General features: G+C 58.2%; 20 protein-coding genes. 10 read left to right on the forward strand and 10 right to left on the reverse strand.

Annotated elements, in window-relative coordinates:
* The first annotated feature begins 365 nt into the window (after positions 1-365).
* The 6 genes from ABVN21_RS23665 (at position 366) to ABVN21_RS23690 (ending at position 8,085) form a co-directional block, all read left to right on the forward strand.
* Positions 366-2,399: an ABC transporter permease subunit gene (locus ABVN21_RS23665; RefSeq protein WP_339552685.1), complete on the forward strand. Its 2,034-nt coding sequence runs from the start codon at positions 366-368 to the stop codon at positions 2,397-2,399.
* 15 nt (positions 2,400-2,414) lie between these two features.
* Complete coding sequence (gene pstA, locus ABVN21_RS23670) at positions 2,415-4,085, forward strand: phosphate ABC transporter permease PstA (protein WP_339552504.1); 1,671 nt, start codon at positions 2,415-2,417, stop codon at positions 4,083-4,085.
* 163 nt (positions 4,086-4,248) lie between these two features.
* On the forward strand, positions 4,249-5,082 hold the full coding sequence (gene pstB, locus ABVN21_RS23675) for a phosphate ABC transporter ATP-binding protein PstB (RefSeq protein WP_007934504.1): 834 nt from the start codon (positions 4,249-4,251) through the stop codon (positions 5,080-5,082).
* Positions 5,083-5,153: 71 nt separating this feature from the next.
* A complete protein-coding gene (phoU, locus tag ABVN21_RS23680) occupies positions 5,154-5,915 on the forward strand; it encodes a phosphate signaling complex protein PhoU (RefSeq protein ID WP_008064514.1) in 762 nt (253 codons plus the stop codon).
* A gap of 168 nt (positions 5,916-6,083) precedes the next feature.
* On the forward strand, positions 6,084-6,980 hold the full coding sequence (locus ABVN21_RS23685; RefSeq protein WP_339552505.1) for a response regulator: 897 nt from the start codon (positions 6,084-6,086) through the stop codon (positions 6,978-6,980).
* Positions 6,981-7,188: 208 nt separating this feature from the next.
* Positions 7,189-8,085, forward strand: coding sequence for a M23 family metallopeptidase (locus tag ABVN21_RS23690; RefSeq protein WP_339552506.1), 897 nt, complete (start codon positions 7,189-7,191; stop codon positions 8,083-8,085).
* A 68-nt stretch (positions 8,086-8,153) separates the two neighbouring features.
* Here ABVN21_RS23690 and ABVN21_RS23695 read toward each other — a convergent pair whose 3' ends face one another.
* The 3 genes from ABVN21_RS23695 to phoB all read right to left on the reverse strand — a co-directional run bounded on the left by ABVN21_RS23695 (position 8,154) and on the right by phoB (position 11,675).
* Positions 8,154-9,494, reverse strand: a complete 1,341-nt coding sequence (locus ABVN21_RS23695; RefSeq protein WP_339552507.1) for a hemolysin family protein — start codon at positions 9,492-9,494, stop codon at positions 8,154-8,156.
* Positions 9,495-9,617: 123 nt separating this feature from the next.
* On the reverse strand, positions 9,618-10,904 hold the full coding sequence (gene phoR / locus ABVN21_RS23700; RefSeq protein WP_339552686.1) for a phosphate regulon sensor histidine kinase PhoR: 1,287 nt from the start codon (positions 10,902-10,904) through the stop codon (positions 9,618-9,620).
* An 81-nt stretch (positions 10,905-10,985) separates the two neighbouring features.
* Entirely contained in the window at positions 10,986-11,675 is a 690-nt protein-coding gene (gene phoB / locus ABVN21_RS23705) for a phosphate regulon transcriptional regulator PhoB (RefSeq protein ID WP_034149326.1), read from the reverse strand.
* 152 nt (positions 11,676-11,827) lie between these two features.
* On the opposite strand from phoB, the gene ABVN21_RS23710 reads away from it, so the two are divergent.
* Complete coding sequence (locus tag ABVN21_RS23710) at positions 11,828-12,214, forward strand: hypothetical protein (RefSeq protein ID WP_339552508.1); 387 nt, start codon at positions 11,828-11,830, stop codon at positions 12,212-12,214.
* A gap of 45 nt (positions 12,215-12,259) precedes the next feature.
* On the opposite strand, the gene ubiA is transcribed toward ABVN21_RS23710, so the two are convergent.
* Both ubiA and ABVN21_RS23720 read right to left on the reverse strand, forming a co-directional pair.
* Positions 12,260-13,150, reverse strand: a complete 891-nt coding sequence (gene ubiA / locus ABVN21_RS23715) for a 4-hydroxybenzoate octaprenyltransferase (RefSeq protein WP_339552509.1) — start codon at positions 13,148-13,150, stop codon at positions 12,260-12,262.
* Entirely contained in the window at positions 13,150-13,713 is a 564-nt protein-coding gene (locus ABVN21_RS23720; protein WP_339552510.1) for a chorismate lyase, read from the reverse strand. The genes ubiA and ABVN21_RS23720 overlap by 1 nt, the downstream gene beginning before the upstream one ends.
* A gap of 199 nt (positions 13,714-13,912) precedes the next feature.
* Here ABVN21_RS23720 and ABVN21_RS23725 point away from each other — a divergent pair, with 199 nt between their 5' ends.
* The 3 genes from ABVN21_RS23725 (at position 13,913) to ABVN21_RS23735 (ending at position 15,719) form a co-directional block, all read left to right on the forward strand.
* Positions 13,913-14,080 (forward strand): rubredoxin, encoded by a 168-nt coding sequence (locus ABVN21_RS23725; RefSeq protein WP_007954349.1) that lies wholly within the window; start codon positions 13,913-13,915, stop codon positions 14,078-14,080.
* Between the two features lie 20 nt (positions 14,081-14,100).
* A complete protein-coding gene (locus ABVN21_RS23730) occupies positions 14,101-15,249 on the forward strand; it encodes an FAD-dependent oxidoreductase (RefSeq protein WP_339552511.1) in 1,149 nt (382 codons plus the stop codon).
* 194 nt (positions 15,250-15,443) lie between these two features.
* Positions 15,444-15,719 carry an HU family DNA-binding protein gene (locus tag ABVN21_RS23735; RefSeq protein ID WP_003213368.1) on the forward strand — a complete coding sequence of 92 codons (276 nt, stop codon included), beginning with the start codon at positions 15,444-15,446 and terminating at the stop codon, positions 15,717-15,719.
* A 174-nt stretch (positions 15,720-15,893) separates the two neighbouring features.
* Here the strand turns inward: ABVN21_RS23735 and ABVN21_RS23740 are convergent, their stop codons facing one another.
* The 5 genes from ABVN21_RS23740 to tssI form a co-directional block, all read right to left on the reverse strand.
* Positions 15,894-16,292: a DUF2388 domain-containing protein gene (locus tag ABVN21_RS23740; protein ID WP_339552512.1), complete on the reverse strand. Its 399-nt coding sequence runs from the start codon at positions 16,290-16,292 to the stop codon at positions 15,894-15,896.
* Positions 16,293-16,405: 113 nt separating this feature from the next.
* Positions 16,406-17,485: a hypothetical protein gene (locus tag ABVN21_RS23745; protein ID WP_339552513.1), complete on the reverse strand. Its 1,080-nt coding sequence runs from the start codon at positions 17,483-17,485 to the stop codon at positions 16,406-16,408.
* Positions 17,486-17,742: 257 nt separating this feature from the next.
* Complete coding sequence (locus tag ABVN21_RS23750) at positions 17,743-18,138, reverse strand: DUF6124 family protein (protein WP_339552514.1); 396 nt, start codon at positions 18,136-18,138, stop codon at positions 17,743-17,745.
* Between the two features lie 423 nt (positions 18,139-18,561).
* On the reverse strand, positions 18,562-19,233 hold the full coding sequence (locus ABVN21_RS23755) for a DUF2931 family protein (RefSeq protein ID WP_339552515.1): 672 nt from the start codon (positions 19,231-19,233) through the stop codon (positions 18,562-18,564).
* Positions 19,226-22,663, reverse strand: a complete 3,438-nt coding sequence (gene tssI, locus ABVN21_RS23760; RefSeq protein ID WP_339552516.1) for a type VI secretion system tip protein TssI/VgrG — start codon at positions 22,661-22,663, stop codon at positions 19,226-19,228. The genes ABVN21_RS23755 and tssI overlap by 8 nt, the downstream gene beginning before the upstream one ends.
* Between the last annotated feature and the right edge of the window lie 317 nt (positions 22,664-22,980).

Consider the following 22,980-nt stretch of genomic DNA (forward strand, 5'->3'; position numbering starts at 1 on the left):
GAGCCGGCTCCTACAACCCCCAAATTCTCTATCCACTGCCAGTAACCGCTGGCGGCGGATTTGTTGCGTCACTGCACTGTCATCTTTCTGTCATACAGGATCGCTAGGGTGTGCGAATGAATGATCTGGCCAATTCCACAATGACTACTAATCCCCCCAAGCGAATTGACTTCAATACGCCTGAGCTGCAACGCAAGCGCCGCATACGCGCGCTTAAGGATCGCTTCACTCGTTGGTACGTCCTAATCGGCGGCCTGGCGGTGCTGGCAGCCATCACACTGATTTTCTTCTTCCTCGCCTACGTGGTTGCGCCCCTGTTCCAGGGTGCCAGCCTGACTGCGAACGATGCCATCACCCCTGCCTGGATGCAGGATGCCGGCAAGCCGCTGATGATCTCCCTCGAAGAGCAGAACCAGGTGGCAATGCGGGTTTCCGACAAGGGCCAGGCGTTATTCTTCGACATCGACAGTGGCGCCGAACTCAAGCGCGTCGATCTGCCTGTTCCGGCCGGCACCGCCGTCACTTCCATCGCTGAAGACCAGCCAGGTCATCCGCTGGTGGCCGTCGGCCTGTCCAACGGCCAGGCACTGGTGTTCCGTCACACTTATAAGGTCAGCTACCCGGATGGCAAGAAAACCATCACCCCGGCCGTGGAGTACCCGTATGGCGAAGCGCCAATCGCGGTGAACGAAGCGGGTGGTGCGCTGGAGCATGTCAGCCTCAACGCCAACGATTCGACCTTGATTCTGGTGGGCGCCACCGGTTCACAACTCAACGTTCTGTCGCTGACCAGCGAAGAGAACATGATGACCGGCGAAGTGACCAACGAGCAGAAGCGCATCGACTTGCCGCAGATGAACGAGCCGGTGAAGAACATCTTCGTGGACCCGCGTCAGCAGTGGCTGTATGTGGTCAACGGTCGTGCCCAGGCCGACGTGTTCAGCCTGCGTGACAAGAGTCTCAACGGTCGCTACAAACTGCTTGAAGACGGTGAAGCTCAAGTCACTGCCAGCACCCAGCTGGTGGGCGGCATTTCGCTGATCGTAGGCGACTCCAGAGGTGGCCTGGCCCAGTGGTTCATGGCTCGCGATCCCGATGGCGAGCAACGCCTGAAGCAGATCCGAACCTTCCAGATGGGCACCACGCCGATCGTTGAAATCACCGCTGAAGAGCGCCGCAAGGGCTTCGTTGCCCTCGACGCCTCCGGCAAGCTCGGCGTCTTCCACAGCACCGCCCACCGCACTTTGCTGGTGGACCAGGTGGCCGAAGGCCAAGGCGTTTTCGGTCTGTCGCCACGGGCCAACCGCGTGATCGTGGAAGCCGGCGGCAAGCTCCACCCGCTGCTGCTCGACAACCCGCACCCGGAGGTTTCGTGGAGCGCGTTGTGGAGCAAGGTCTGGTACGAGAACTACGACGAGCCTAAATACGTCTGGCAATCGACCGCCGCCAACACCGATTTCGAACCCAAGCTGAGCCTGTCGCCGCTGACCTTCGGTACCCTGAAAGCCGCGTTCTACGCCATGCTGCTGGCCGCACCTCTGGCCGTTGCCGCAGCGATCTACACCGCGTACTTCATGGCCCCGGGCATGCGCCGCAAGGTCAAACCGGTGATCGAGCTGATGGAAGCGATGCCGACGGTGATCCTCGGTTTCTTCGCCGGCCTGTTCCTCGCACCCTATGTAGAAGGGCATTTGCCGGGCATCTTCAGCCTGCTGATGCTGCTGCCGATCGGTATTCTGGTCGCCGGTTTCATCTTCAGTCGCCTGCCTGAATCGATCCGCCTGAAAGTGCCCGACGGCTGGGAAAGCGCGATCCTGATCCCGGTGATCCTCTTCGTGGGCTGGCTCTCGCTGTACATGAGCCCGTTCATGGAGAACTGGTTCTTCGGCGGCGACATGCGCATGTGGATCTCCCACGACCTGGGCATCACCTACGACCAGCGCAACGCACTGGTGGTGGGCCTGGCCATGGGCTTCGCAGTGATCCCGAACATCTACTCCATCGCCGAAGACGCCGTGTTCAGCGTTCCGCGTGGCTTGACCCTCGGTTCCCTGGCCCTGGGTGCCACGCCGTGGCAGACCATGACGCGCGTGGTGATCCTCACCGCCAGCCCGGGCATTTTCTCGGCGCTGATGATCGGCATGGGCCGCGCGGTCGGTGAAACCATGATCGTGCTCATGGCCACCGGTAACACCCCGGTCATGGAAATGAACCTGTTCGAAGGTCTGCGCACCCTGGCCGCCAACGTCGCGGTGGAAATGCCGGAGTCGGAAGTCGGCGGTAGCCACTACCGCGTGCTGTTCCTCTCGGCGCTGGTGCTGCTGTTGTTCACCTTCGTCATGAACACCCTGGCAGAACTGATTCGTCAGCGTCTGCGCAAGAAATACTCTTCGCTTTAAGAAAGGTAGAAGTCTGTGAAACAGAACTCCCTGAAAGGATGGTTCAAGAGCGGCGCCCCCGGCGTCTGGATCAGCGGTGGCGCGGTGTCCATCGCGGTCATCATGACCATTGGCCTGCTGGCAGTGATTGCCGTGCGCGGCCTGGGTCACTTCTGGCCGGCGGATCTGATCCACGCCAGCTACGACGTGCCGGGCCAGGCCAATCACCTGGTCATCGGCGAAGTGGTACAGAAAGAAGAAGTGCCACGTGCGCGTCTGAAGAGCGCTGGCCTGCCGGTGCCGGACGAAGGCCCGGAATTCATGACCCGCGAGCTGATCAAGGTCGGCAACCGTGACCTGAACGGCAACGACTTCACCTGGATCGTCGGCGAGTGGCTGACCAACCAGAAAACCCCGGTCGAACTGATGGCCATCGAGCGTCGCGAGTGGGGCAACTTCTACGGCTACCTGGTCAACGTCAAACAGGACGGCAAGGTCATCGCTGAAGGCGAAGCTGCATGGCCCGAGCTGCAAGCGCGGATCAACCGTGTGAATCAGTTGGCTGCGCAGCTCAAGACCCTGGAAAAGGTTGATATCGGTGCAATCAACGCCGGTCTCGAACGCATCCGTCTGCACGGCCGCAAACTGGAACTCGATGGCAAGCTCGACGCAACGGCGCAAGCGGACATGGAATCCGAGCGCGCCGAGCTCAATGCTCGCTATCAGGACATCGAAGCGCGTCTGAGTGACCTGCACGCGCAGTTCAACCGCGACGCCTTGACCGCTCGTGATGCCAACGGCAAAGAGATCGAAATCGGCTTGGGCAAAGTGGTTCATGCCTACCAGCCGAACGCCATGGGTACTTTCACCAAGATCGGCTTTTACTTCAGCAAGGTCTGGGAATTCCTGAGCGACGACCCGCGTGAAGCGAACACCGAAGGCGGGATCTTCCCGGCCATCTTCGGCACCGTGATGATGACCCTGATCATGGCGATGATCGTGACTCCGTTCGGCGTATTGGCGGCGGTGTACTTGCGTGAATACGCCAAGCAAAACGCGTTGACCCGGATTATCCGCATCGCCGTGAACAACCTGGCGGGCGTTCCGGCGATCGTGTACGGCGTGTTCGGCCTGGGCTTCTTCGTTTACGTGCTCGGTGGCTCGCTCGACCGCTTGTTCTTCCCTGAAGCCTTGCCGGCGCCGACCTTCGGTACGCCGGGTCTGCTCTGGGCTTCGTTAACCCTGGCACTGCTGGCGGTGCCGGTGGTGATCGTGGCCACCGAAGAAGGCCTGGCGCGGATTCCTCGCACTGTGCGTGAAGGCTCGCTGGCCCTCGGCGCAACCAAGGCTGAAACCTTGTGGAAGATCGTGCTGCCAATGGCCAGCCCGGCGATGATGACCGGCATGATCCTCGCCGTAGCCCGCGCTGCCGGTGAAGTGGCGCCGCTGATGCTGGTGGGTGTGGTGAAACTGGCGCCGTCACTGCCGCTGGACGGTAACTACCCGTACCTGCACCTTGACCAAAAGATCATGCACCTGGGCTTCCACATCTATGACGTCGGCTTCCAGAGCCCGAACGTCGAAGCTGCACGACCGCTGGTTTACGCCACGGCACTGCTGCTAGTACTGGTGATCGCCACGTTGAACCTGTCGGCGGTGTACATCCGTAACCACCTGCGCGAGAAGTACAAAGCGCTGGATAGCTAACCGACCTGTAGGCGCTGGCTTGCCAGCGATGGCCTCACCGCGGTGAGCCTGCTGGACCGAGTTGCCAGCATCGCCAGCAAGCCGGCGCCTACAAAAGAATTGTGTAACCCGCAGGCCCAACCTGCGGCAACCGAACCGAATTTGTTAGCACAGGGAGCCTCCCATGCAGCACGAAGCACATACCCACGGCATCAACATGTCGGCCCTGGGTCGCGACAAACAGAGCCTGAGCCTCGAGCAGGAAACCGTGGCCATCGAAGTGCCGGGCCTGAGCCTGTTCTACGGCGAGAAACAAGCGCTGTACGACGTCAGCATGAACATCCCGAAACAGCGCGTGACCGCCTTCATCGGCCCGTCCGGCTGTGGCAAGTCCACGCTGCTGCGTACGTTCAACCGCATGAACGACCTGGTCGATGGCTGCCGTGTCGAAGGCGCGATCAACCTGTACGGCAACAACATCTACCGTAAAGGCGAAGACGTGGCCGAGCTGCGTCGTCGCGTCGGCATGGTGTTCCAGAAGCCCAACCCGTTCCCGAAAACCATCTACGAAAACGTGGTTTACGGCCTGCGCATCCAGGGCATCAACAAGAAGCGCATCCTCGACGAAGCCGTTGAGTGGGCGTTGAAAGGCGCGGCATTGTGGGACGAAGTCAAAGACCGTCTGCACGAGTCGGCACTCGGCCTTTCCGGTGGTCAACAGCAACGTCTGGTCATCGCTCGCACCATCGCCGTGGAACCGGAAGTGTTGCTGCTCGACGAACCGTGCTCGGCACTCGACCCGATCTCGACGCTGAAAGTCGAAGAGCTGATCTACGAACTCAAATCCAAGTTCACCATCGTCATCGTGACCCACAACATGCAGCAGGCCGCGCGGGTTTCCGACTACACGGCGTTCATGTACATGGGCAAACTGGTTGAATTCGGCGATACCGACACCCTGTTTACCAATCCGGCGAAGAAGCAGACCGAAGACTACATCACCGGTCGTTACGGCTAGGAAGCTGTGGTTGCTCACAGAACTGACGCTGCGGCCCACCGCACCTTACCGGACGCTCCAAGGACGCCAACATGATTAGTAAAGAAGGCCTTACCCACCACATTTCCGCACAGTTCAACGCCGAGCTCGAGGAAGTGCGCAGCCACCTCCTGGCCATGGGCGGGCTGGTCGAGAAGCAGGTCAACGACGCAGTCACTGCGCTGATCGAGGCCGACTCCGGCCTGGCCCAGCAGGTGCGCGAGATCGACGACCAGATCAACCAGATGGAACGCAACATCGACGAAGAATGCCTGCGCATTCTGGCCCGTCGTCAGCCGGCGGCTTCCGACTTGCGCCTGATCATTAGCATCTCCAAATCGGTGATCGACCTGGAGCGCATCGGTGACGAAGCGACCAAGATCGCCCGTCGCGCCATTCAGTTGTGCGAAGAAGGCGAAGCGCCGCGCGGTTACGTCGAAGTGCGCCACATCGGCGACCAGGTGCGCAACATGGTCCGCGATGCGCTGGACGCTTTCGCCCGCTTCGACGCCGACCTGGCGTTGTCGGTGGCGCAGTACGACAAGATCATCGACCGCGAATACAAGACCGCCCTGCGCGAGCTGGCGACCTACATGATGGAAGACCCACGCTCTATCTCGCGGGTTCTGAGCATTATTTGGGTGCTGCGTTCGCTGGAGCGCATCGGCGACCACGCGCGCAATATCTCGGAGCTGGTGATTTACCTGGTGCGCGGCACCGACGTGCGTCACCTGGGGCTCAAGCGCATGAAGGAAGAAGTTGAAGGAACCAGCGGCGAAACCGCTAATGTTCCGGGCAAATCTGACGATAAGTAAGATTGCCCAAGTAAAGCGCCCGGCCTTTTGGCCGGGCGTTTCTGTTTGTGGTTTGCGAATTTCAAAAGCAGCACCCGCGAACGAAAAGTCCCGGCGTGACTGAAGGTTTTTGGCAATGTGCCATCAGCAAGACGGTATGCTTGCCGGGATTTTTTAAAGGGGTTATGGATGAGTAAGGTCAGTGTGTTGGTCGTGGACGATGCCTCGTTCATTCGTGACCTGGTGAAGAAATGCCTGCGTAACTATTTCCCGGGTATGCAGATCGAAGATGCGGTCAACGGCAAAAAGGCTCAAGCCCTGCTGAGCCGGGAGGCGTTCGATCTGGTCCTGTGCGACTGGGAAATGCCGGAAATGTCCGGCCTCGAACTGCTGACCTGGTGCCGCGAGCAGGAAACGCTCAAGGCCATGCCATTCGTGATGGTGACCAGTCGCGGCGACAAAGAGAACGTCGTCCAGGCGATCCAGGCCGGCGTTTCCGGCTACGTCAGCAAGCCCTTCACCAACGAACAACTGATTACCAAGGTCAAGCAAGCGCTGCACAAGGTCGGCAAACTCGACTCGTTGATGAGCGTTGCCGCGACCAAAACCAGCTCTGCCTTCGGCAACGATTCCCTGAACGCATTGACCGGTGGCAAGGCTGCCGTGGTCGCGCCATCGCCTGTCGCTGCACCGTCCCGTGGCTTGCTCAACAGCCCGCCGGTCAAGGCACCCGTAACCGCAGCCAGCGGCGGACGTGGCCAGGGGCAATTGCGTTTGCCCAACGGCATTCAATCCTGCGTCATCAAGGCGCTCAGCCTCAAAGAAGCGCTGCTGGTGGTGAAACGCACGGAAACGCTGCCGCAAGTCCTCGACAGCGCTGTACTGGACCTGGAGCAGGGCGACAACGCCGAAACTGCTCGTCTGAATGGCTACCTGCACGCCGTTGTCGCCCACGAGCCGAAGCCCGACAGCGACTGGCTGCAACTGACCTTCCGTTTCGTCGATCAGGACGCACAGAAACTTGATTACATCTCGCGCCTGATTGCACGGGGTACGGCGCAGAAGCACTTTATTCCTGGCGCTTGAGTCTGGTCATCGCCTGTCAGGCCGCTATCGCGGGCAAGCCCGCTCCTACAGGTTCTCCACCGTACTTGTGGGAGCGGGCTTGCCCGCGATGGCACCGGAACAAACACCGCACATCAGCGTCACTGCCAATCTTGAAACATCTGCCGACTACACAGGTCAATTCCGACTGCTAGGCTCAATCCAGACCCTACTCGACAGAACCCCGCCCATGCTTGCGCGCCTGCTGCTTTTCTGTGGACTGTTCATGGCCGCCTCCTCGGCGATGGCCACGACGATCTACAAGTCCACCGACGCCAATGGCGTGGTCTCCTACAGCGACCGCCCCACGAAAGGCTCGACGGTGTTCACTTTTCGCGATCGCATGGTCGAGCACCTTGAGCGTCAGGTGTACCTGGTGATCATGAAGAAGGAAGGCGTGGACAGCGTGTATGTACGCAATGACTTGTATGCGCCGGTCGAGATCGAATTGAGTTTTGCCGGGTTGAAGAACGTCAGCGGCGCGCCGAGCCGGCCGATTCGCCGGGTGATGCCGGCGCGCAGCAGCATCCGTCTGGCGATGCTCACGGCGACGCAGGCCGAAAGGCCGATTGCCTACATTCCCAAGTTCGAATATTCCCTGGGCGACCCCGCAGGTGCCTCCATGGCCTATCGATACCCGTTGCCCTGGCGTGGCGGGCCGTTTCGAGTGAGTCAGGGCGCCAATGGCCAATACAGTCACTTCGGGCCGAAGAGCCGTTACGCCATCGACATCGCCATGCCCGAGGGCACGCCGATCATTGCCGCGCGCGGCGGGGTGGTGATCAAGACTGAAAACAGCCAGGACGGGCGTGGCACCGACGCGTCGGGCAATTTTGTGCGAGTGCTGCACAACGATGGGACCATGGGCGTGTACCTGCACCTGAAAAAAGGCTCGGTCAGTGTTCGGGAAGGGCAGCGGGTGGCAGTGGGCAGCCCACTGGCGTTATCGGGCAATACCGGCAACAGCACCGGCCCGCACCTGCACTTCGTGGTGCAGCGCAATACCGGGATGGGGCTGGTGTCGATTCCGTATCAGTTCAACCAATCGATGGGCGCGTTGCCCAACTTTGTGGTGGGCAAGCAATAACGAGGGCTTGCGAAGACTTACTGTGGGGAGGGAGCAAGCTCCCTCGCCACAAGAGCCGATCGCTTCACTCAGTCCAGCATCAACACCTTGGCCAGCACGATCTTCGGCCCTTTCATCTTCTTGATGATGATCCGCAGACCTTCGACTTCCAGCACTTCTTCCTCTTCCGGCACTCGCTTGAGGCTTTCGTAAACCAGCCCGGCGAGGGTTTCAGCTTCAACGTGATCCAGATCGATACCCAACAAACGCTCGACCTTGAACAACGGCGTATCGCCCCGCACCAGCAGTTTGCCCGGCTGATACGCGAGGATGCCGCGCTCGGCCTTGCGGTGTTCGTCCTGAATGTCACCCACCAGCACTTCCAGCACGTCTTCCATGGTCAGGTAGCCGATGATGTTGCCGTCGGCCTCTTCGACCACGGCGAAGTGCGAGCCACCCTTGCGGAACTGCTCCAGCAGTTGCGACAGCGGCATGTGCCTGGACACACGCTCCAGCGGACGGGTCAGCTCAGCCAGGTTGAACGACTCGGGAATGTGGTCCAGTGCCGCCAGCTCTAGCAGCAAATCCTTGATGTGCAGCAAGCCGACGAACTCCTGGCGCTCGCTGTCGTACACCGGATAACGGCTGAACTTGTGGCGACGGAACATCGCCAGGATTTCCTTGAGCGGTGCGTTGAACTCCAGGGTCACCAGGTCTTCGCGGGAGTTGGCCCAGTCGACCACTTCCAACTCACCCATTTCCACCGCCGAGGCCAATACGCGCATGCCCTGATCGCTCGGGTCCTGGCCACGGCTGGAGTGCAGGATCAGTTTCAGTTCTTCTCGGCTGTAGTGGTGCTCGTGATGCGGGCCCGGTTCACCCTGGCCGGCGATGCGCAAAATCTGGTTGGCGCTGGCGTTGAGCAAGTAAATGGCCGGGTACATGGCCCAGTAGAACAGGTACAACGGCACGGCGGTCCACAGCGACAGCAGCTCGGGTTTGCGGATAGCCCAGGATTTTGGGGCAAGCTCGCCGACCACGATGTGCAGGTACGAAATGATGAAGAACGCGGTGAAGAACGACACCGCCTTGACCACCTCGGCGGATTGCACGCCGACGGTTTCCAGCAACGGCTCCAGAAGGTGCGCGAACGCCGGCTCACCGACCCAGCCGAGGCCAAGGGAAGCGAGTGTGATACCCAATTGGCACGCCGACAGGTAGGCATCGAGCTGACTGTGCACGGTGCGCAGGATGTGCCCGCGCCAGCCGTGTTGTTCAGCGATGGCTTCGACCCGGGTCGAGCGCAGTTTGACCATGGCAAATTCCGCCGCAACGAAAAAGCCGTTGAGCAGTACCAGGATCAGAGCAAAAAGAATCATGCCGAAATCGGCGAATATTGTTGCGAGGGTCAAGCCAGGGGAAGGGTCCATGATGGAGTTTTGCGGGTTCCGTGAATTCGAAAGGGAAGAAAAATGTGTACCTGAAAGGCAGGCACAAGTCAGCCAATGTAGCGGCTGACCAGTCGATTGCCTAGTGGCGCGTGCTGGCCGGTATCACTCAGCCGGGCTGATGACCCTGGATTGGCTAACTTGAGCAGGTGCGAAATGGCAAGTAAAGGTACTGCCGTGGCCCGGCACGCTGCTGATTTCCATGCGTGCGCGATGGCGCAACAGCACGTGCTTGACGATCGCCAGGCCCAGGCCGGTGCCGCCGGTGTTGGAGTTGCGGCTGGAGTCGACGCGGTAGAAACGTTCGGTCAGGCGCGGCAGGTGTTTGCTGTCGATACCAATCCCGGAATCCTGCACGCTCAGGTGCGCGCCTTGCTCGTCACCCCACCAGCGAATGCGAATATTGCCTTCAGCCTGGGTGTATTTCACGGCGTTGAACACCAGGTTTGAAAACGCGCTGCGCAATTCGGGTTCACTGCCCTTGAGCAGAATCGTCGGGTCGGCTTCCAGGGTAATACGCTGATTCTTCTGGCCGGACAGCTGTTGAGCGTCACTCTTGATCGATTGCAGCAAACCGTCGATGGCCACCGGCTGGTTGTCCGACGGGTAATCGGTGGCTTCCAGTTTGGCCAGCAACAGCAAATCGTTGAGCAACGTCTGCATGCGCCCGCCTTGCTGCTGCATTTGCTGCAGGGCGCGGGTCCAGCGGGGGTTCACTTCCTCGACATTGTCGAGCAGGGTTTCCAGATAGCCGCAAATCACCGTCAGCGGCGTGCGCAATTCATGAGACACGTTGGCGATGAAGTCTTTGCGCATCTGTTCCAGCTGATGGATGCGCGTCACGTCGCGCACCAGCATCAAGTGCTCGTTGTTGCCGTAGCGAGTGATGTACAGCTGAATGCGCATCCGGTCGTTGGTCGGCGAGGGGATTTCCAGCGGTTCGGCGTAGCTGTCCTGCTCGAAATATTCCTTGAAGCGCGGGTGGCGCACCAGGTTGGTCACAGGCTGGCCGCTGTCTTGTGGCGTCTTGAGGCCCAGTAATGTTTCAGCGGCGCGGTTCCACCATTCCAGGTTGCCATCGCTGTCGAGCATGACCACGGCGTCTTTCAACGCGGCGGTGGATTCCTGGACGCGGTCGATCACCGCTTGCAAGCGCCCGCGAACCCGTTGGTCACGACGTTGCAGATGGTAGATGCTGTCGAACACTTCACCCCACAAGCCGTAGCCATCGGGCGGCGCTTCATCCGGTTGATGCAGACGCAACCATTCGTGCAGACGCAGCAACTGCTTGAGGGTCCAGGCCAGGTAAAGACCCAGGCCCGCGGCGAGACTCCAGCCGTAGTAGCCGGTGATCAGACCGATCACCAGGCAGGCGGTGACCAGCAGCAGCATGTGGCGAATCAGGGTGCCATGCCAGTTTTGGTTCACTTGAACGCGCGTCCTTGTCAGCTTGTCGTGCAGTAACGGTCGGGATCAGGCTTTCGTGGAAAACCGGTAGCCAGTGCCGCGCACGGTTTGTACCAGGTTTTCGTAGGCATCGCCGAGGGCTTTGCGCAGGCGGCGGATGTGCACGTCCACGGTGCGCTCCTCAACATAAACGTTGCCGCCCCAGACCTGATCCAGCAACTGGCCGCGAGTGTAGGCGCGTTCCTGGTGGGTCATGAAGAATTGCAGCAGACGGTATTCAGTCGGCCCCATTTCCGCCGGTTTGCCGTCGATGGTCACGCGGTGGCCAATAGGGTCCAGCAGCAGGCCACCGACTTCAATCGGCGCCTCGCCATCGGTAGGCCCGGCCCGACGCAATACGGCTTTGAGGCGTGCGACCAGTTCACGGGGGGAAAACGGTTTGGTGATGTAGTCGTCAGCGCCGACTTCCAGGCCCTGGATCTTGTTGTCCTCTTCGCCCTTGGCGGTGAGCATGATGATCGGGATATCCCCGGTCAGCTCATCACGCTTGAGGCGGCGGGCCAACTCGATGCCGGAGGTGCCGGGCAGCATCCAGTCGAGCAGGATCAGGTCCGGTTTGCGATCGACGATAATGGCGTGGGCCTGCTGGGAGTTCTCCGCCTCCAGGCAGTCATAGCCGGCCATTTCCAACGCAACGGCGATCATTTCGCGAATGGGCGCTTCGTCGTCGACGATCAGAATGCTCCTGCCAACCATGCCTTAATCCTCTTGTCATTTAACTGTCTTGCGCCGCATTAGATAACGGAATTATTGCAGTCGTGTGACAGTATTTTAGTCGCACGGCGATTGTCATGAACCTGGACTAAGCTCTAAGTCCGAATCCTGACAACCACAAAAGGAAGGTTTCCATGAATCACCTTGCTCAATCCTGGAAGGCTCTTCTGGTTACTGCGGCGCTAACGCTGCCGACCATGGCTTTCGCCGCCGAACCGGCGATGATGAAAGACGGCATGATGGTCGACCACAAAGGCATGACCCTGTACACGTTCGACAAGGACTCTGGCGGCAAGTCGATGTGCAACGACGATTGCGCCAAGAACTGGCCACCGATGATGGCGCCGGCGGGCGCTACGGCCGAAGGCAAGTGGAGCGTGATCAAGCGTGACGACGGCAAGATGCAGTACGCCTACGACGGCAAGCCGCTGTATACGTTTGTGAAAGACACAAAACCTGGAGACATGACCGGCGACAAGATGAAAGACGTCTGGCACGTTGTTCACGAGTCGCAGAAGTAATCTTTACGGCTGCAAATCTGCCCCCGTTTGCGGGGCAGATTTCGTTTAGCGCAACGCGTAATCCAGCACGATCCCGACAAAAATCGCCAACCCGGCCCAATGGTTGTGCAAAAACGCCTTGAAGCAACGCATCCGGTCCTTGCCACGGGTGTACCAGAACTCCCAGGCAAAACATCCCGCCGCGACCGCCAACCCAAGGTGGAACCAGCCACCGAGCTCGAATTTAGACCCGGCCAGCAACAGACAACCCAGCGCCAGGCCTTGCAGCGTCAGGATGATCACCCGGTCCGCCTCGCCAAACAGAATCGCCGTGGATTTCACCCCGATCTTCAAATCATCGTCGCGATCAGTCATCGCGTAATAGGTGTCGTAACCCACCGTCCACATCAGGTTGGCGATCCACAGCAGCCACGCCGCGGCCGGCAGTTCACCGGTTTCAGCGGTGAACGCCATCGGCATCCCCCACGAAAACGCCGCGCCCAGCACCACTTGCGGGTAATAGGTGTAACGCTTCATAAACGGATAGGTGAAGGCCAGCGCCAGCCCGCCCAATGACAACCAGATCGTCGGCGCATTGGTGCACAGCACCAGCAGAAAACTCACGCCCATCAGCAGCGCAAAAAACACCAGCGCCTCTTTCGAGCTGATCTTGCCGCTGGCCAGTGGACGTTGCGCGGTGCGTTTGACGTGACCATCGACCTTGCGGTCGGCCCAATCGTTGATCACACAGCCACCGGCGCGGGTCAGCACCACGCCAAGGACGAAAATCACGATGTTGGCCAGTGATGGCGAGCCTTTGCCGGCAATCCACAGCGCCCACAGCGTCGGCCACAGCAGCAGGTAAATGCCGATCGGCTTGTCCATGCGCGTCAGCTGAATGAAATCCCAGGCCCGGGGGTTCAAGCGGTTCAGGGACTTGAGCAGGCTCTGGTACATCAACGGCTCTCCGGTTGGGCGCCAGCGGCGTTCCACAGGGTCGGAAGGAATATCTCTGCCACCAATATGCTTAACGCGCCACGATCGAAGCGCGAACGACGGCCCCACAATTCGGGTGCCCGCACTTCGCTTGGCAGCCATGCCTGAGGGTAATGGCAAACCTCGATGGCCTGACGCTGGAAGGCGCGGTCGCAAAACAGTAGTTCGCCCAGGGAGCGGCTGCCCAACTCATCCATGTGCAAACCGTCGCCCTGCAAGGCGCTGCGCCCCGCCACACTGCGGGCAAAAACCAATGCTTCGCCGTGACCGCGCAAATACACCTCGCGTACCCAGCCTTCACTGCCTTCGGCCAGGTCCAGTGCGGCGCATTCATCCGCGCGCAGGGGCTGCCAGCCTTCGTACAATGGCGTGACGCTGAAGGCGTCATTCGTAAGATGAATGAGGCGCCTGGTCAGCGAGCCATTATCGAACAACCAGTCGAGAATAGACGGGGCGGGCAGAGGCGACAGCTGGCTTTGAGGGAGCCAGAGTGGGGGCGGGGATAGGCGTTTTGTGTGTTGCACAATGAGTCATTATTGGCAGCAAAGGAGGCGGCGAGCTTACCATGTCAGCCTGTGAATTTGAGGGGCCGGGCTGCTCGTTGCGCCGAACAGGCTTGCATCTGCGCGGCCCCATCAGTACAAAACGCCCTGAGCCGGACGGCAGCGCTGCACTCATCGACCGTTCGTGCCAGCAAAACGCCTGAACTGAGGAAGTACCTGAATGAAAAAGTGGCAATGTGTGGTCTGCGGCCTGATCTACAACGAAGCCGACGGCTGGCCGGATGACGGCATTGCGCCGGGCACCCTGTGGCAAGACGTGCCGGAAGATTGGCTGTGCCCGGATTGCGGCGTCGGCAAAATGGATTTCGAAATGATCGAAATCAACTAAGACACCCAGAGGAGTAAGGAATGAACGCACCTGTTGTCATCATCGGCACCGGCCTGGCTGGCTACAACCTGGCCCGCGAGTTTCGCAAACTCGATGGCGAAACCCCGCTGCTGCTGATTACCGCCGATGACGGGCGCTCCTACTCCAAGCCGATGCTCTCCACCGGTTTCGGCAAAAACAAGGACGCCGACGGCCTGAGCATGGCCGAACCTGGCGCGATGGCCGAGCAATTGAAAGCCGAAGTGCGCACCCACACCCGCATCAGCGGCATCGACCCGGGCCACAAGCGCCTGTGGATCGGCGAAGAATCGGTCATCTATCGCGACCTGATCCTGGCCTGGGGCGCCGAAACCGTGCGCGTGCCCATCGAAGGTGACGCGGCGGACTGCGTATTCCCGATCAACGACCTGGAAGACTACGCACGCTTTCGTGCGGCTGCTGCGGGCAAGCGTCAGGTGTTGCTGCTCGGCGCCGGCCTGATTGGCTGCGAGTTCGCCAACGACCTGAGCCTGGGCGGCTACGAAGTGCAACTGGTGGCGCCGTGCGAACAAGTCATGCCGACCCTGCTGCACCCGGCAGCGGCCGCTGCGGTGAAGGCCGGGCTGGAGAGCCTCGGCGCACGCTTCCACCTCGGGCCGGTGCTCAATCGCCTGCAACGCGTTGAAGACGGGCTGGAGGCGCATCTGTCCGATGGCCAAGTCATCCCGTGCGACGTGGTGGTGTCGGCCATTGGCCTGGGCCCGCGCATCGACCTGGCTGCCGCGGCTGGCCTGCAAGTCAATCGCGGCGTAGTGGTCGACCGTCACCTGCAAACCTCCCACGCCAACATCTACGCCCTGGGCGACTGCGCCGAGGTCGATGGGCTGAATCTGTTGTACGTAATGCCCCTGATGAGCTGTGCGAGAGCGCTGGCGCAAACCCTGGCCGGCAACCCGACGCTGGTCAACTACGGCCCGATGCCCATCACCGTCAAAACGCCGGTGTGCCCATTGGTGGTATCCCCGCCACCACGGGGTACGGAGGGTGTCTGGACCGTCGAAGGGCAGGGCGCCGACATCAAGGTTTTATGCCGTGATGCCAGCGGCAAATTGCTTGGATATGCCCTGACTGGCGCGGCCGTGATGGAAAAACTGGCCCTGAACAAAGAGCTTCCGGCACTACTGGCGTAAATACCGGTCGTTCTGTCGGAATCACCCCCCTTTTGCCCCTACATTGGCCGCGTCGACACTGGCGCGGCACCTCGCTGCGTGCCATCCTCACTCCCGTCTGCCGCAGAGTAGAGCACCTGCGGCGCTTTGGGCGCTGCTCCACAGAGAGCAGCACGGACATAACAACAAAAAACCGTCAAAGGGGCTTCACTAATATGCGTAAACCAGAACTCGCCGCAGCAATTGCTGAAAAAGCAGACCTCACCAAAGAGCAGGCCAACCGCGTTCTCAACGCCGTCCTCGAAGAAATCACTGGCGCCCTGCACCGCAAAGACAGCGTGACGCTGGTAGGTTTCGGCACCTTCCTGCAACGCCATCGCGGCGCCCGCACCGGCAAAAACCCGCAAACCGGTGAGCCCGTCAAAATCAAGGCCAGCAACACCGTTGCCTTCAAACCAGGCAAATCGTTGAAAGACAGCGTCAATCCGTAATCCGTCTGCACCGCCCGCGTAGCGGGGGAGCAGAATAAAAAATGGGCACGCCAACCAAAGTTGGGTGCCCATTTTTTGTGCCTGGAATCCAGCATTTGTAGGAGCCGGCTTGCTGGCGATGGCGTTGTTGAGAGCGCTTAAGTAGTTCCTTTCAATTGCCAGGTGCTTTGTTGCTCATCCATAGGTGGCTAACACCATGTGCGCAAATTCTAATTTGCTTGGCTGAAGATCAGCGTGCTGCTCCAGATGCCTGCGCCATGCAGATTCAAGCATGGGTCCATCGAAATCGCCGTCAGTAGCGAGATAAGCAGCGGCATCGTCTTTCACTGCTTGGGAAAAGTATTTCGAGTGGCTATCTGAAGTGGCATCTGAGGTCACAACAAACGGCGAAAACGGAGTGGCTAATGTGAAGAGCAACCCATACCCAGTGACTGCCGAGTACTCAAAGAAACCGTTAGCCAATTTGCAGTGATTTCCGCTACAAATTTCAGCCCGAAGAGAGGCACTGGTTATTAGTGTGGACATGGCCAACCCGAATGCCACTGCAAATTTTTTATTCTGTCGAGTCGTCATGACTTGATTGAACTCCTGTGGCGCCGCAAGGGTGGGCGGCTGCGATAAGCGATATGCCAACCGGCCCAAAACATTGACTCGCGCGCCGATAACCAAAAGAGAAAGGGGGGTTATCAGCGGCGAAAGCACGCTTTGCCAGAGCCAAAATCCACCGCCAGGCAATTGGGCTCAATCTTTAATTGAAGGTCGTCGAACAAGACTCCCAAATTGCTTTCATTTTGGTTGGCCACTAGATCCCAACCAAAAATCAGCCATCGATCCGAAGGTGCGACATCAAACCACTTTATGGCTGTGGAATCGCCCTGCGAGCGCATGCCGATCTTTTGTAAGGTTTGAGTTGCATCGAAGGGAAGGGTTAACAGGGTTTGATTGAAGTCGGTCCACACGGTTTGTTGTGTAGAGCCATCCTTAAACTGCCAGTACAAATCGATCGGTTTTATCTTGGGCGGGATAACGTCGTAGACCAACCGAATGGGGTAGTTGTTCTTCAGACGTTCTGTTGCATCTGGACTGTTTCGCAGGTATCGCTGCGCTGCAAAAAGGTCCATTTCCTCAAATATTTCATAGGAAGTGGGGAGGTTCTTTGGTGTCTTCCACGCAAGGATTAACGCACGAGTGGTGGGTAAAACGTCATGCCACGACGTTGGCCCTGAGTGTTCATTGGTCCCGAAGCCAATTTTTTTTAGGGTCCTCTGCGGATCGAAGGGTAGCCAAAACTCTCCCTCCGTTGGCGAACTCAAGACAACTTGGCTTGAGGGGCCATGAGTAAACTCAAAATGAGCATAAACAGGTTCAAAGTCCGAGCTCATAACCGGACGGCTGAAAACCATCTGCGCGACATAGTTGTCACGTACGGGCTCGAAGAATTTGTCGTGCGGGAGATCCGCTTCGAAATCTTCAATGTTGCGTTGGCTGAGAACAGAAAACTTCATTTCCTTTGGGAGTCTGGAGTCAGGATCAGTCGTTAGCGTTACGCGGCCGGCCTCGGCATGCCAGTTCCCTTTGGCATTACCGCCAGCGCTTCCATAGGCAATCCCAGCGGCAAACGTGCCGTCTGCTCGCAACAGCATCTCCGCTCCCATTTCCATTGCTCCGTGCAAGTAGTAATGCCCGTCTAGCGGGGCGGACTCTGCGGTGGCGTAAAAGGCTGGCAACCACATAGCGGTTGCGAAGAACAATGTTCTTAACTCCATGTATTAACTCTCCTTACCGAGGTTTCGGACTGCGTATATCGCACCGCTTTGTACTGAGTTGTACTTGTTCAAAATGCCGAAGCACAGAGGCACATTAAGACGAAGTAGAGCGAATCGGACGCGTCCTACCTGCGTTTCGGAAACGGGGAAGTGAACTGTGCTGTGTTTGTGCTCTGAACTGATTGCGAGGTGCCGTGACAAGAAAAACCCCGATGGAGAGGAACGCTCCAATCGGGGTTTGATGACTTCTGGGCGAGTTAGCTGGCTCGGCTATGTTGCTTGGCGAGTATCGCCGACATTTCAGGTTCATCCAGATGATCCAGCGCTTGCTCCACTAACAAATGCACCCCGTCGGCCATGCGGCTGAGCGCCAATGCTACGGAACGGCGCGAGCCGTCTACGTCATCAGCGAGGTCGGCGGCGATGGCGCTGATGGAGAGCAGGTCTTCGGAGGCGTTGGCGAGGAGGGCTTCGGTGTTGATGTCCGGGCAGACGCTGAAGAGTTGGCCGGTGCGTTTTGTTGGAGCGGGCTTGGGTGGGGCGAGATGGTGATCGAGGGCGCGTTCAGCGGCTTCGTGGAGTTTCTTTGAATCGAAGGATTCGTAAGGGGTTGTTGCTGGATCTTCAGGCGGGTTTGGCGTTGGCTTGATCATAGATGCATCCCGATATGTGTAATTAAGGGACTGACACCGTTTCGCTTGCATTCGAAATGATGGTGGCAGCCGTACGCGGGTGTGCAAGACCGGGCATATCGGACCCCGGCAGACCCCAAAGGGACCTCCCACGCACAGCTGCCATAAAAGCGATCCAAAAAGGATTTAAATGCTCTATAGGTTGCGAGGCATCTGCGCGGCGATATGTACCGGACTTGCACGTCCGTGTCACCGTTTTTTGCGGTGACGAACAGAGGTTATCTGCCTATTTCCAAGGCGCCTAGTTCATGGATGCCCTACTTTTCGAAGGAAAAGTCTGAGAAGGCTGAGGGTTTTTGGCGCTAAATCGCACACCCCTTAAACAGCCTTGTATTGAGGCCGGCAGGCGGTGTCAGTCTTTAGCGCTATGGTCTTGTCCTCGACTCACCAACTTCCAAACGGAATCCCGAATTTATCGATGTAGGCTTGGGATTCCGGCGACAGAGGCAGCGCATATCGGCCCTTATTTTTTCCCTGAGACGGCCCTTGCTTGTTGATGGTGCCCACGACACGAGCAATCTCCACCGACTTCAGACAGGGACCGCCCAACCAGACTTTGGCGATGCCGCCGGGTGCCAGACCAATACCGATATCGTCTCGGTAGTCGGTAATCCATTTGGCATCCGCTCTACAAAATGCCTTTTCGGGTTTGCGCATGATTTTCCGCGCTGACTCGGGGATGACGATGTAGGCCTCATAGGTTTGCGGTTCGGCCAGCGATTGCCAACGAACGTAGATCAGCCTCGGTAAATCGGCGCCTGTGACGTCGCGGCCGGCACCTCTACCGGGACTTTTGGGCCAACCGGCAGGCTGCCCCTTGTTATCGCTGGGCGCGAATACCGATGCGATCCCGGATCCGGCTCGCCGAAAGACGCGCTCCCGGATATCCACAACGTCCGCTGTTTCAACCCACACTTCCATGTAGTCCGGAGCCCCGAAGCCCAATGACCACGTTTCGGCGTAGCTTGATTGCGCAAAGCTTTGTGCGCTGGTGAGAAACACCATTCCGAAAAGTAGTTCTGCGCATTTTTTGACAAGGCAGGCAACGTTATTCATTAGGATGCACCACGCGTTGGCTTTTTTCCGCAGGCCGATTGATAAAAACAATGCTCACGTCGCTACTGTTCAGGCCCTTGGCTGCATTCCAGTTCGCGGAAAGATGGATGTAGCGGGTGCGTAACAAAATAGTTTCTTCACTCGTCAGCCCCATAACCAATGATTCGCCCAAGGCGTATGCCTGGAGTTTCCTGTGGATCGGCACCAGATCATCGGGCAACCGCAAAGCTGGGACATCAGGGATCAGCTTGAAGGGCACATCATGCCTAACCGCCAGCTCACGCATGATCCGCAAATACACTAGCGACAGTTCACCATGCACAATGCGTTCAATGGCTGCTGCTGCAAAAACCGTTTTCTGCGGTTCGGAGGTGGATTTACTCCAGTGGCCTGTGTGGGGCACGGGTCTTTCCCATAGCGTCACGCCCACTTCGGTACCAGTGACGTTGAATCCAGTGACGCCTTTGTTGTACCACTCTAAAACTTCCTTTTCGGCCTTTCGAAAAGCGTCGCTAACAGTCGGCTCCGTACTACTTCTGATTTCACTCGTGATGGGTTTACCCAGCAGAAGTTTTTCCTTGGCCCTTGGTAAGTACCCGCCACCGAGGTCCGAGTGCACCCCGGGCAAAACCAAATCCAGCTCACCAAGGCTGTTTAGAGCGAAGTTTTCACGGACCTCATCACGGGCAACAAGATGCACCACCTTATTCGCGCATCCTTCGGGAAGCGTGAGATTGATGCCGGGGTTTCTACTGTTGGCACCTGTGAAATCGAACCGCCAAGGGTTGGCAATGGATGCGACGGTATCGAACAGGCCGATGAAGTTGATGGCGACTTCGGACGTAAGGCGCCATTCAAATCTTCTGGGCAAGATCGGAGAGCCGGGCGGCAGCGCTTTCGCCAGAATGCTGTGCTCGCCCTTGAGTACTTCGTTCGCAAAATGTCGCGCGGCCGCCGCACCTCGGCTGAAACCGAAGATGTCAAATTCTATTTTTTCGATGACTACTTCGGGATTTCCCTCTTGGAGCAATCGAATTTGTTTCAATATCGCTGCCGGACTCTGTTCAACACGCGCACCTACACCCGTTTCGCCTAGGCCTGTCGCCTGTGAGTAGAGTGAGTCTTCGCCGTTGCCTCTAGTGCCGATGCCTTCAATATAGACGCGCAAAAAGGCTTTTTCTGCGCTTTCTGGCATAGGTTTTGAAGAGTGATCGGGGTACAGCTCGTACAGCCGAACAATATTGCTCACATCATTCCCATAACTATTATCCGGCGAGCTCCCATTACCGTCGTACCCATACGCCGCGCAATGCCGCTGTATCTCCTCAGCCGCCTCAGCCAGGTTGGCATCCGGCGCATAGCAAGCCGCGACCGTTTCACTGTTGGCTTTGTTGTTGCCCGTGCCATCGAAGAAAACGCCGATTCGCAAGGTGATCGCTTGCAGCTCGACCTCTTCTTCCTCTTCCTCAAGTTCTGCCGATTCCTCCTCTCCCAGCGACGCAGGCGCGACCGACTGCAACAAACCGACGGCTGCCCCCAACTGCACGGCATGAGCGTTCATGCCCACCACCGGAGAACCGCCAATCTCAATCTCGCTGCTGCTGAAAATCCCGTCAGCATTGATCACAAGATGCTGACCACCCACCTTCAAGGAAATGCTCTCGCCCCCGTCCAGCACGATGTGCGCACCTGCCTTGATGTGCAGTTGCCCGCCGGCCTCGACTACCAGTTCTTTGCCAATTCGGCTGTGGCTGCTGCCATCGACCTGTAGATAATCGCTGGCCTTGAGCTGCACCTTGCGATCCGCCGCGACAGAGCGATGTTCTTCAGCCTCCAGCACCGTGATGCTGTGGCCCCTGATGGTTTCCCGGCGCTCGTTACCCACCTCCAGTCGGCTGTCGTTTCCGACTTTTTGCTCCATATCCCGCTGGGCACGCAGGTAGATCAATTCGCGCCCGGCGCGGTCTTCAATCGACAATTCGTTGTAGCCGCCCGTGCTGGGTGAGCTGTGGCTGCGCAGTACGGTTTTGGTCTTGTTTTCGGGTAAGGGGTAGGGCACGGGCGTGAGCGTGTTCGGCAAGCAACCGGTGATCAAGGGATTGTCCGGGTTGCCTTCGAGATAGCTGACGATGACTTCCATGCCGACTCGCGGAACGGTCACCGCACCGTAATCTCGTCCAGCCCAGCCGGTTGATACCCGGAGCCAACAACTGCTGTGTTCGTTGTTGCGTTCGGCCCGGTCCCAGTGGAACTCGACTTTGACGCGGCCGTATTCGTCGCAGTAGATCTCCTGGCCGGCCGGCCCGGTGACACGGGCGGTCTGGCATACCAGTGGGGTTCTTCGTGAAGGAAGCGGCGGCCGGTAAAACACGTCCCAGGGCATGGCGCTGAAGCTGTTTCGATAACCTTGGGTGAAACCATCCTCTGGCTTGGTATCGTCGATGACGGACTCTTCCCATACCTGCGGTTGTTTGCCCGTGTGGGTCACACTGAGCAGGAGCCACAGATCGTTGTACGTTACGCGCGGATGTTGCGTCAGGTCGAAAAAGTGCCCGCTGCGCAGTGTTGGTTGGTCGCTCTTGCCTTCGGCCAATTGGTAGTCGGCACGGTGTCTCTCCAAAGCCTGCCGAGCGAGCTGTTTTCCGTGGTCTTCGCTCTCGCTGAACAGCGGGTAACGATAGTCTTCAAGTGCAGGACTGAGCTTCGTGTTATCGCGACCTTCGAGCAAGCGGTTCGGGCGTTTCAGGTCGTAATGGCGGTTCGTGGTACTGCCGGTGCGCGTGTTGAAACGCTTGGAAAAATGCATGACGACCGGGTGCTCTGCCACCATGCCAGAATCTTGCAGATAGGAAGTCTCGCCCAGTTTTGGAAAGAAGGTCTGATCGTCGGTGAACACCAACAGATGACCTTCGCGGGAATGTTGGTGATGCCACGCAATTCCATCCTCGGCGCATAGGCGCCGGACGAACTCGAAATCGGTTTCCCCATACTGGGTGCAGTATTCGCGCTTGGCGCTGGTTCTTACGTGGAAAGTATGAGCATCCGCCAGGATGCCATGCCGCTTGAGAACCTGAGCGATGATTTGCGGCACCGTCAGGTCCTGAAAGATTCGATGGTCGCGGCTGAACTGCAAGTAGTGAAGTGCCGGTACCAGGCTCACGCTGTAACGGCTCAGACGCTTGCCAGCATCATGGGCGCACACCTCTTCCAGATGGCCATGCAAACCTTCGCCATTAAGGCCGAATTGGAGAAAGGCAGACCGGCCTAGCAAGCTCTCCAGATCGAGATTGGGATATTCGCTGACCAGATCAACCTTAATTGAGTACAAAGAGCTGATGGCTTCAGTGCCATTAAAGGCCAGCACTTTAAAGTCGTTGTGAATTTCGGGGATTGCCAGCGAGAAATAGGCTGATTTAGCCGTGGCGAGCATGCGCTTATCCTTTTGCTTTTCATAAGTTCATCCTTGAACTGGAAGTGAAAAATATGCCTGAAGAGCGAGCCTTTGTGGGGCCGTTCGTGGAGGCACGCTAACAATGCATTGGAATAATTAATGTAGGAATACTCATCAGCTTTAGTCGGAAGCTTCCCTTATTTCGGAATGTAACTTCATTGCCTGATGAGGCCAGATTTAAACGTGTTGTTTGATTTTAAATCGACTTGTTGATCTGGCAGGGAATGTTTCTCGTTAAATTATTTGATAAGTAGTGAGGTGCGTGATGTAACTTTTCCTACCGAATTATGTAATTA

The sequence above is a fragment of the Pseudomonas sp. MYb327 genome (assembly GCF_040438925.1).
GTDB lineage: Bacteria > Pseudomonadota > Gammaproteobacteria > Pseudomonadales > Pseudomonadaceae > Aquipseudomonas.

What these genes read in the sequence shown, in the direction of transcription:
- ABVN21_RS23665 (WP_339552685.1), top strand. Translation starts at nt 366, where the DNA reads ATGCAGGATGCCGGCAAGCCGCTGATGATCTCCCTCGAAGAGCAGAAC.
- pstB (WP_007934504.1), top strand. Translation starts at nt 4,249, where the DNA reads ATGCAGCACGAAGCACATACCCACGGCATCAACATGTCGGCCCTGGGT.
- phoU (WP_008064514.1), top strand. Translation starts at nt 5,154, where the DNA reads ATGATTAGTAAAGAAGGCCTTACCCACCACATTTCCGCACAGTTCAAC.
- ABVN21_RS23685 (WP_339552505.1), top strand. Translation starts at nt 6,084, where the DNA reads ATGAGTAAGGTCAGTGTGTTGGTCGTGGACGATGCCTCGTTCATTCGT.
- ABVN21_RS23690 (WP_339552506.1), top strand. Translation starts at nt 7,189, where the DNA reads ATGCTTGCGCGCCTGCTGCTTTTCTGTGGACTGTTCATGGCCGCCTCC.
- ABVN21_RS23695 (WP_339552507.1), bottom strand. Translation starts at nt 9,494, where the DNA reads ATGGACCCTTCCCCTGGCTTGACCCTCGCAACAATATTCGCCGATTTC.
- phoR (WP_339552686.1), bottom strand. Translation starts at nt 10,904, where the DNA reads ATGCTGCTGCTGGTCACCGCCTGCCTGGTGATCGGTCTGATCACCGGC.
- phoB (WP_034149326.1), bottom strand. Translation starts at nt 11,675, where the DNA reads ATGGTTGGCAGGAGCATTCTGATCGTCGACGACGAAGCGCCCATTCGC.
- ABVN21_RS23710 (WP_339552508.1), top strand. Translation starts at nt 11,828, where the DNA reads ATGAATCACCTTGCTCAATCCTGGAAGGCTCTTCTGGTTACTGCGGCG.
- ubiA (WP_339552509.1), bottom strand. Translation starts at nt 13,150, where the DNA reads ATGTACCAGAGCCTGCTCAAGTCCCTGAACCGCTTGAACCCCCGGGCC.
- ABVN21_RS23725 (WP_007954349.1), top strand. Translation starts at nt 13,913, where the DNA reads ATGAAAAAGTGGCAATGTGTGGTCTGCGGCCTGATCTACAACGAAGCC.
- ABVN21_RS23730 (WP_339552511.1), top strand. Translation starts at nt 14,101, where the DNA reads ATGAACGCACCTGTTGTCATCATCGGCACCGGCCTGGCTGGCTACAAC.
- ABVN21_RS23735 (WP_003213368.1), top strand. Translation starts at nt 15,444, where the DNA reads ATGCGTAAACCAGAACTCGCCGCAGCAATTGCTGAAAAAGCAGACCTC.
- ABVN21_RS23740 (WP_339552512.1), bottom strand. Translation starts at nt 16,292, where the DNA reads ATGACGACTCGACAGAATAAAAAATTTGCAGTGGCATTCGGGTTGGCC.
- ABVN21_RS23745 (WP_339552513.1), bottom strand. Translation starts at nt 17,485, where the DNA reads ATGGAGTTAAGAACATTGTTCTTCGCAACCGCTATGTGGTTGCCAGCC.
- ABVN21_RS23750 (WP_339552514.1), bottom strand. Translation starts at nt 18,138, where the DNA reads ATGATCAAGCCAACGCCAAACCCGCCTGAAGATCCAGCAACAACCCCT.
- ABVN21_RS23755 (WP_339552515.1), bottom strand. Translation starts at nt 19,233, where the DNA reads ATGAATAACGTTGCCTGCCTTGTCAAAAAATGCGCAGAACTACTTTTC.
- tssI (WP_339552516.1), bottom strand. Translation starts at nt 22,663, where the DNA reads ATGCTCGCCACGGCTAAATCAGCCTATTTCTCGCTGGCAATCCCCGAA.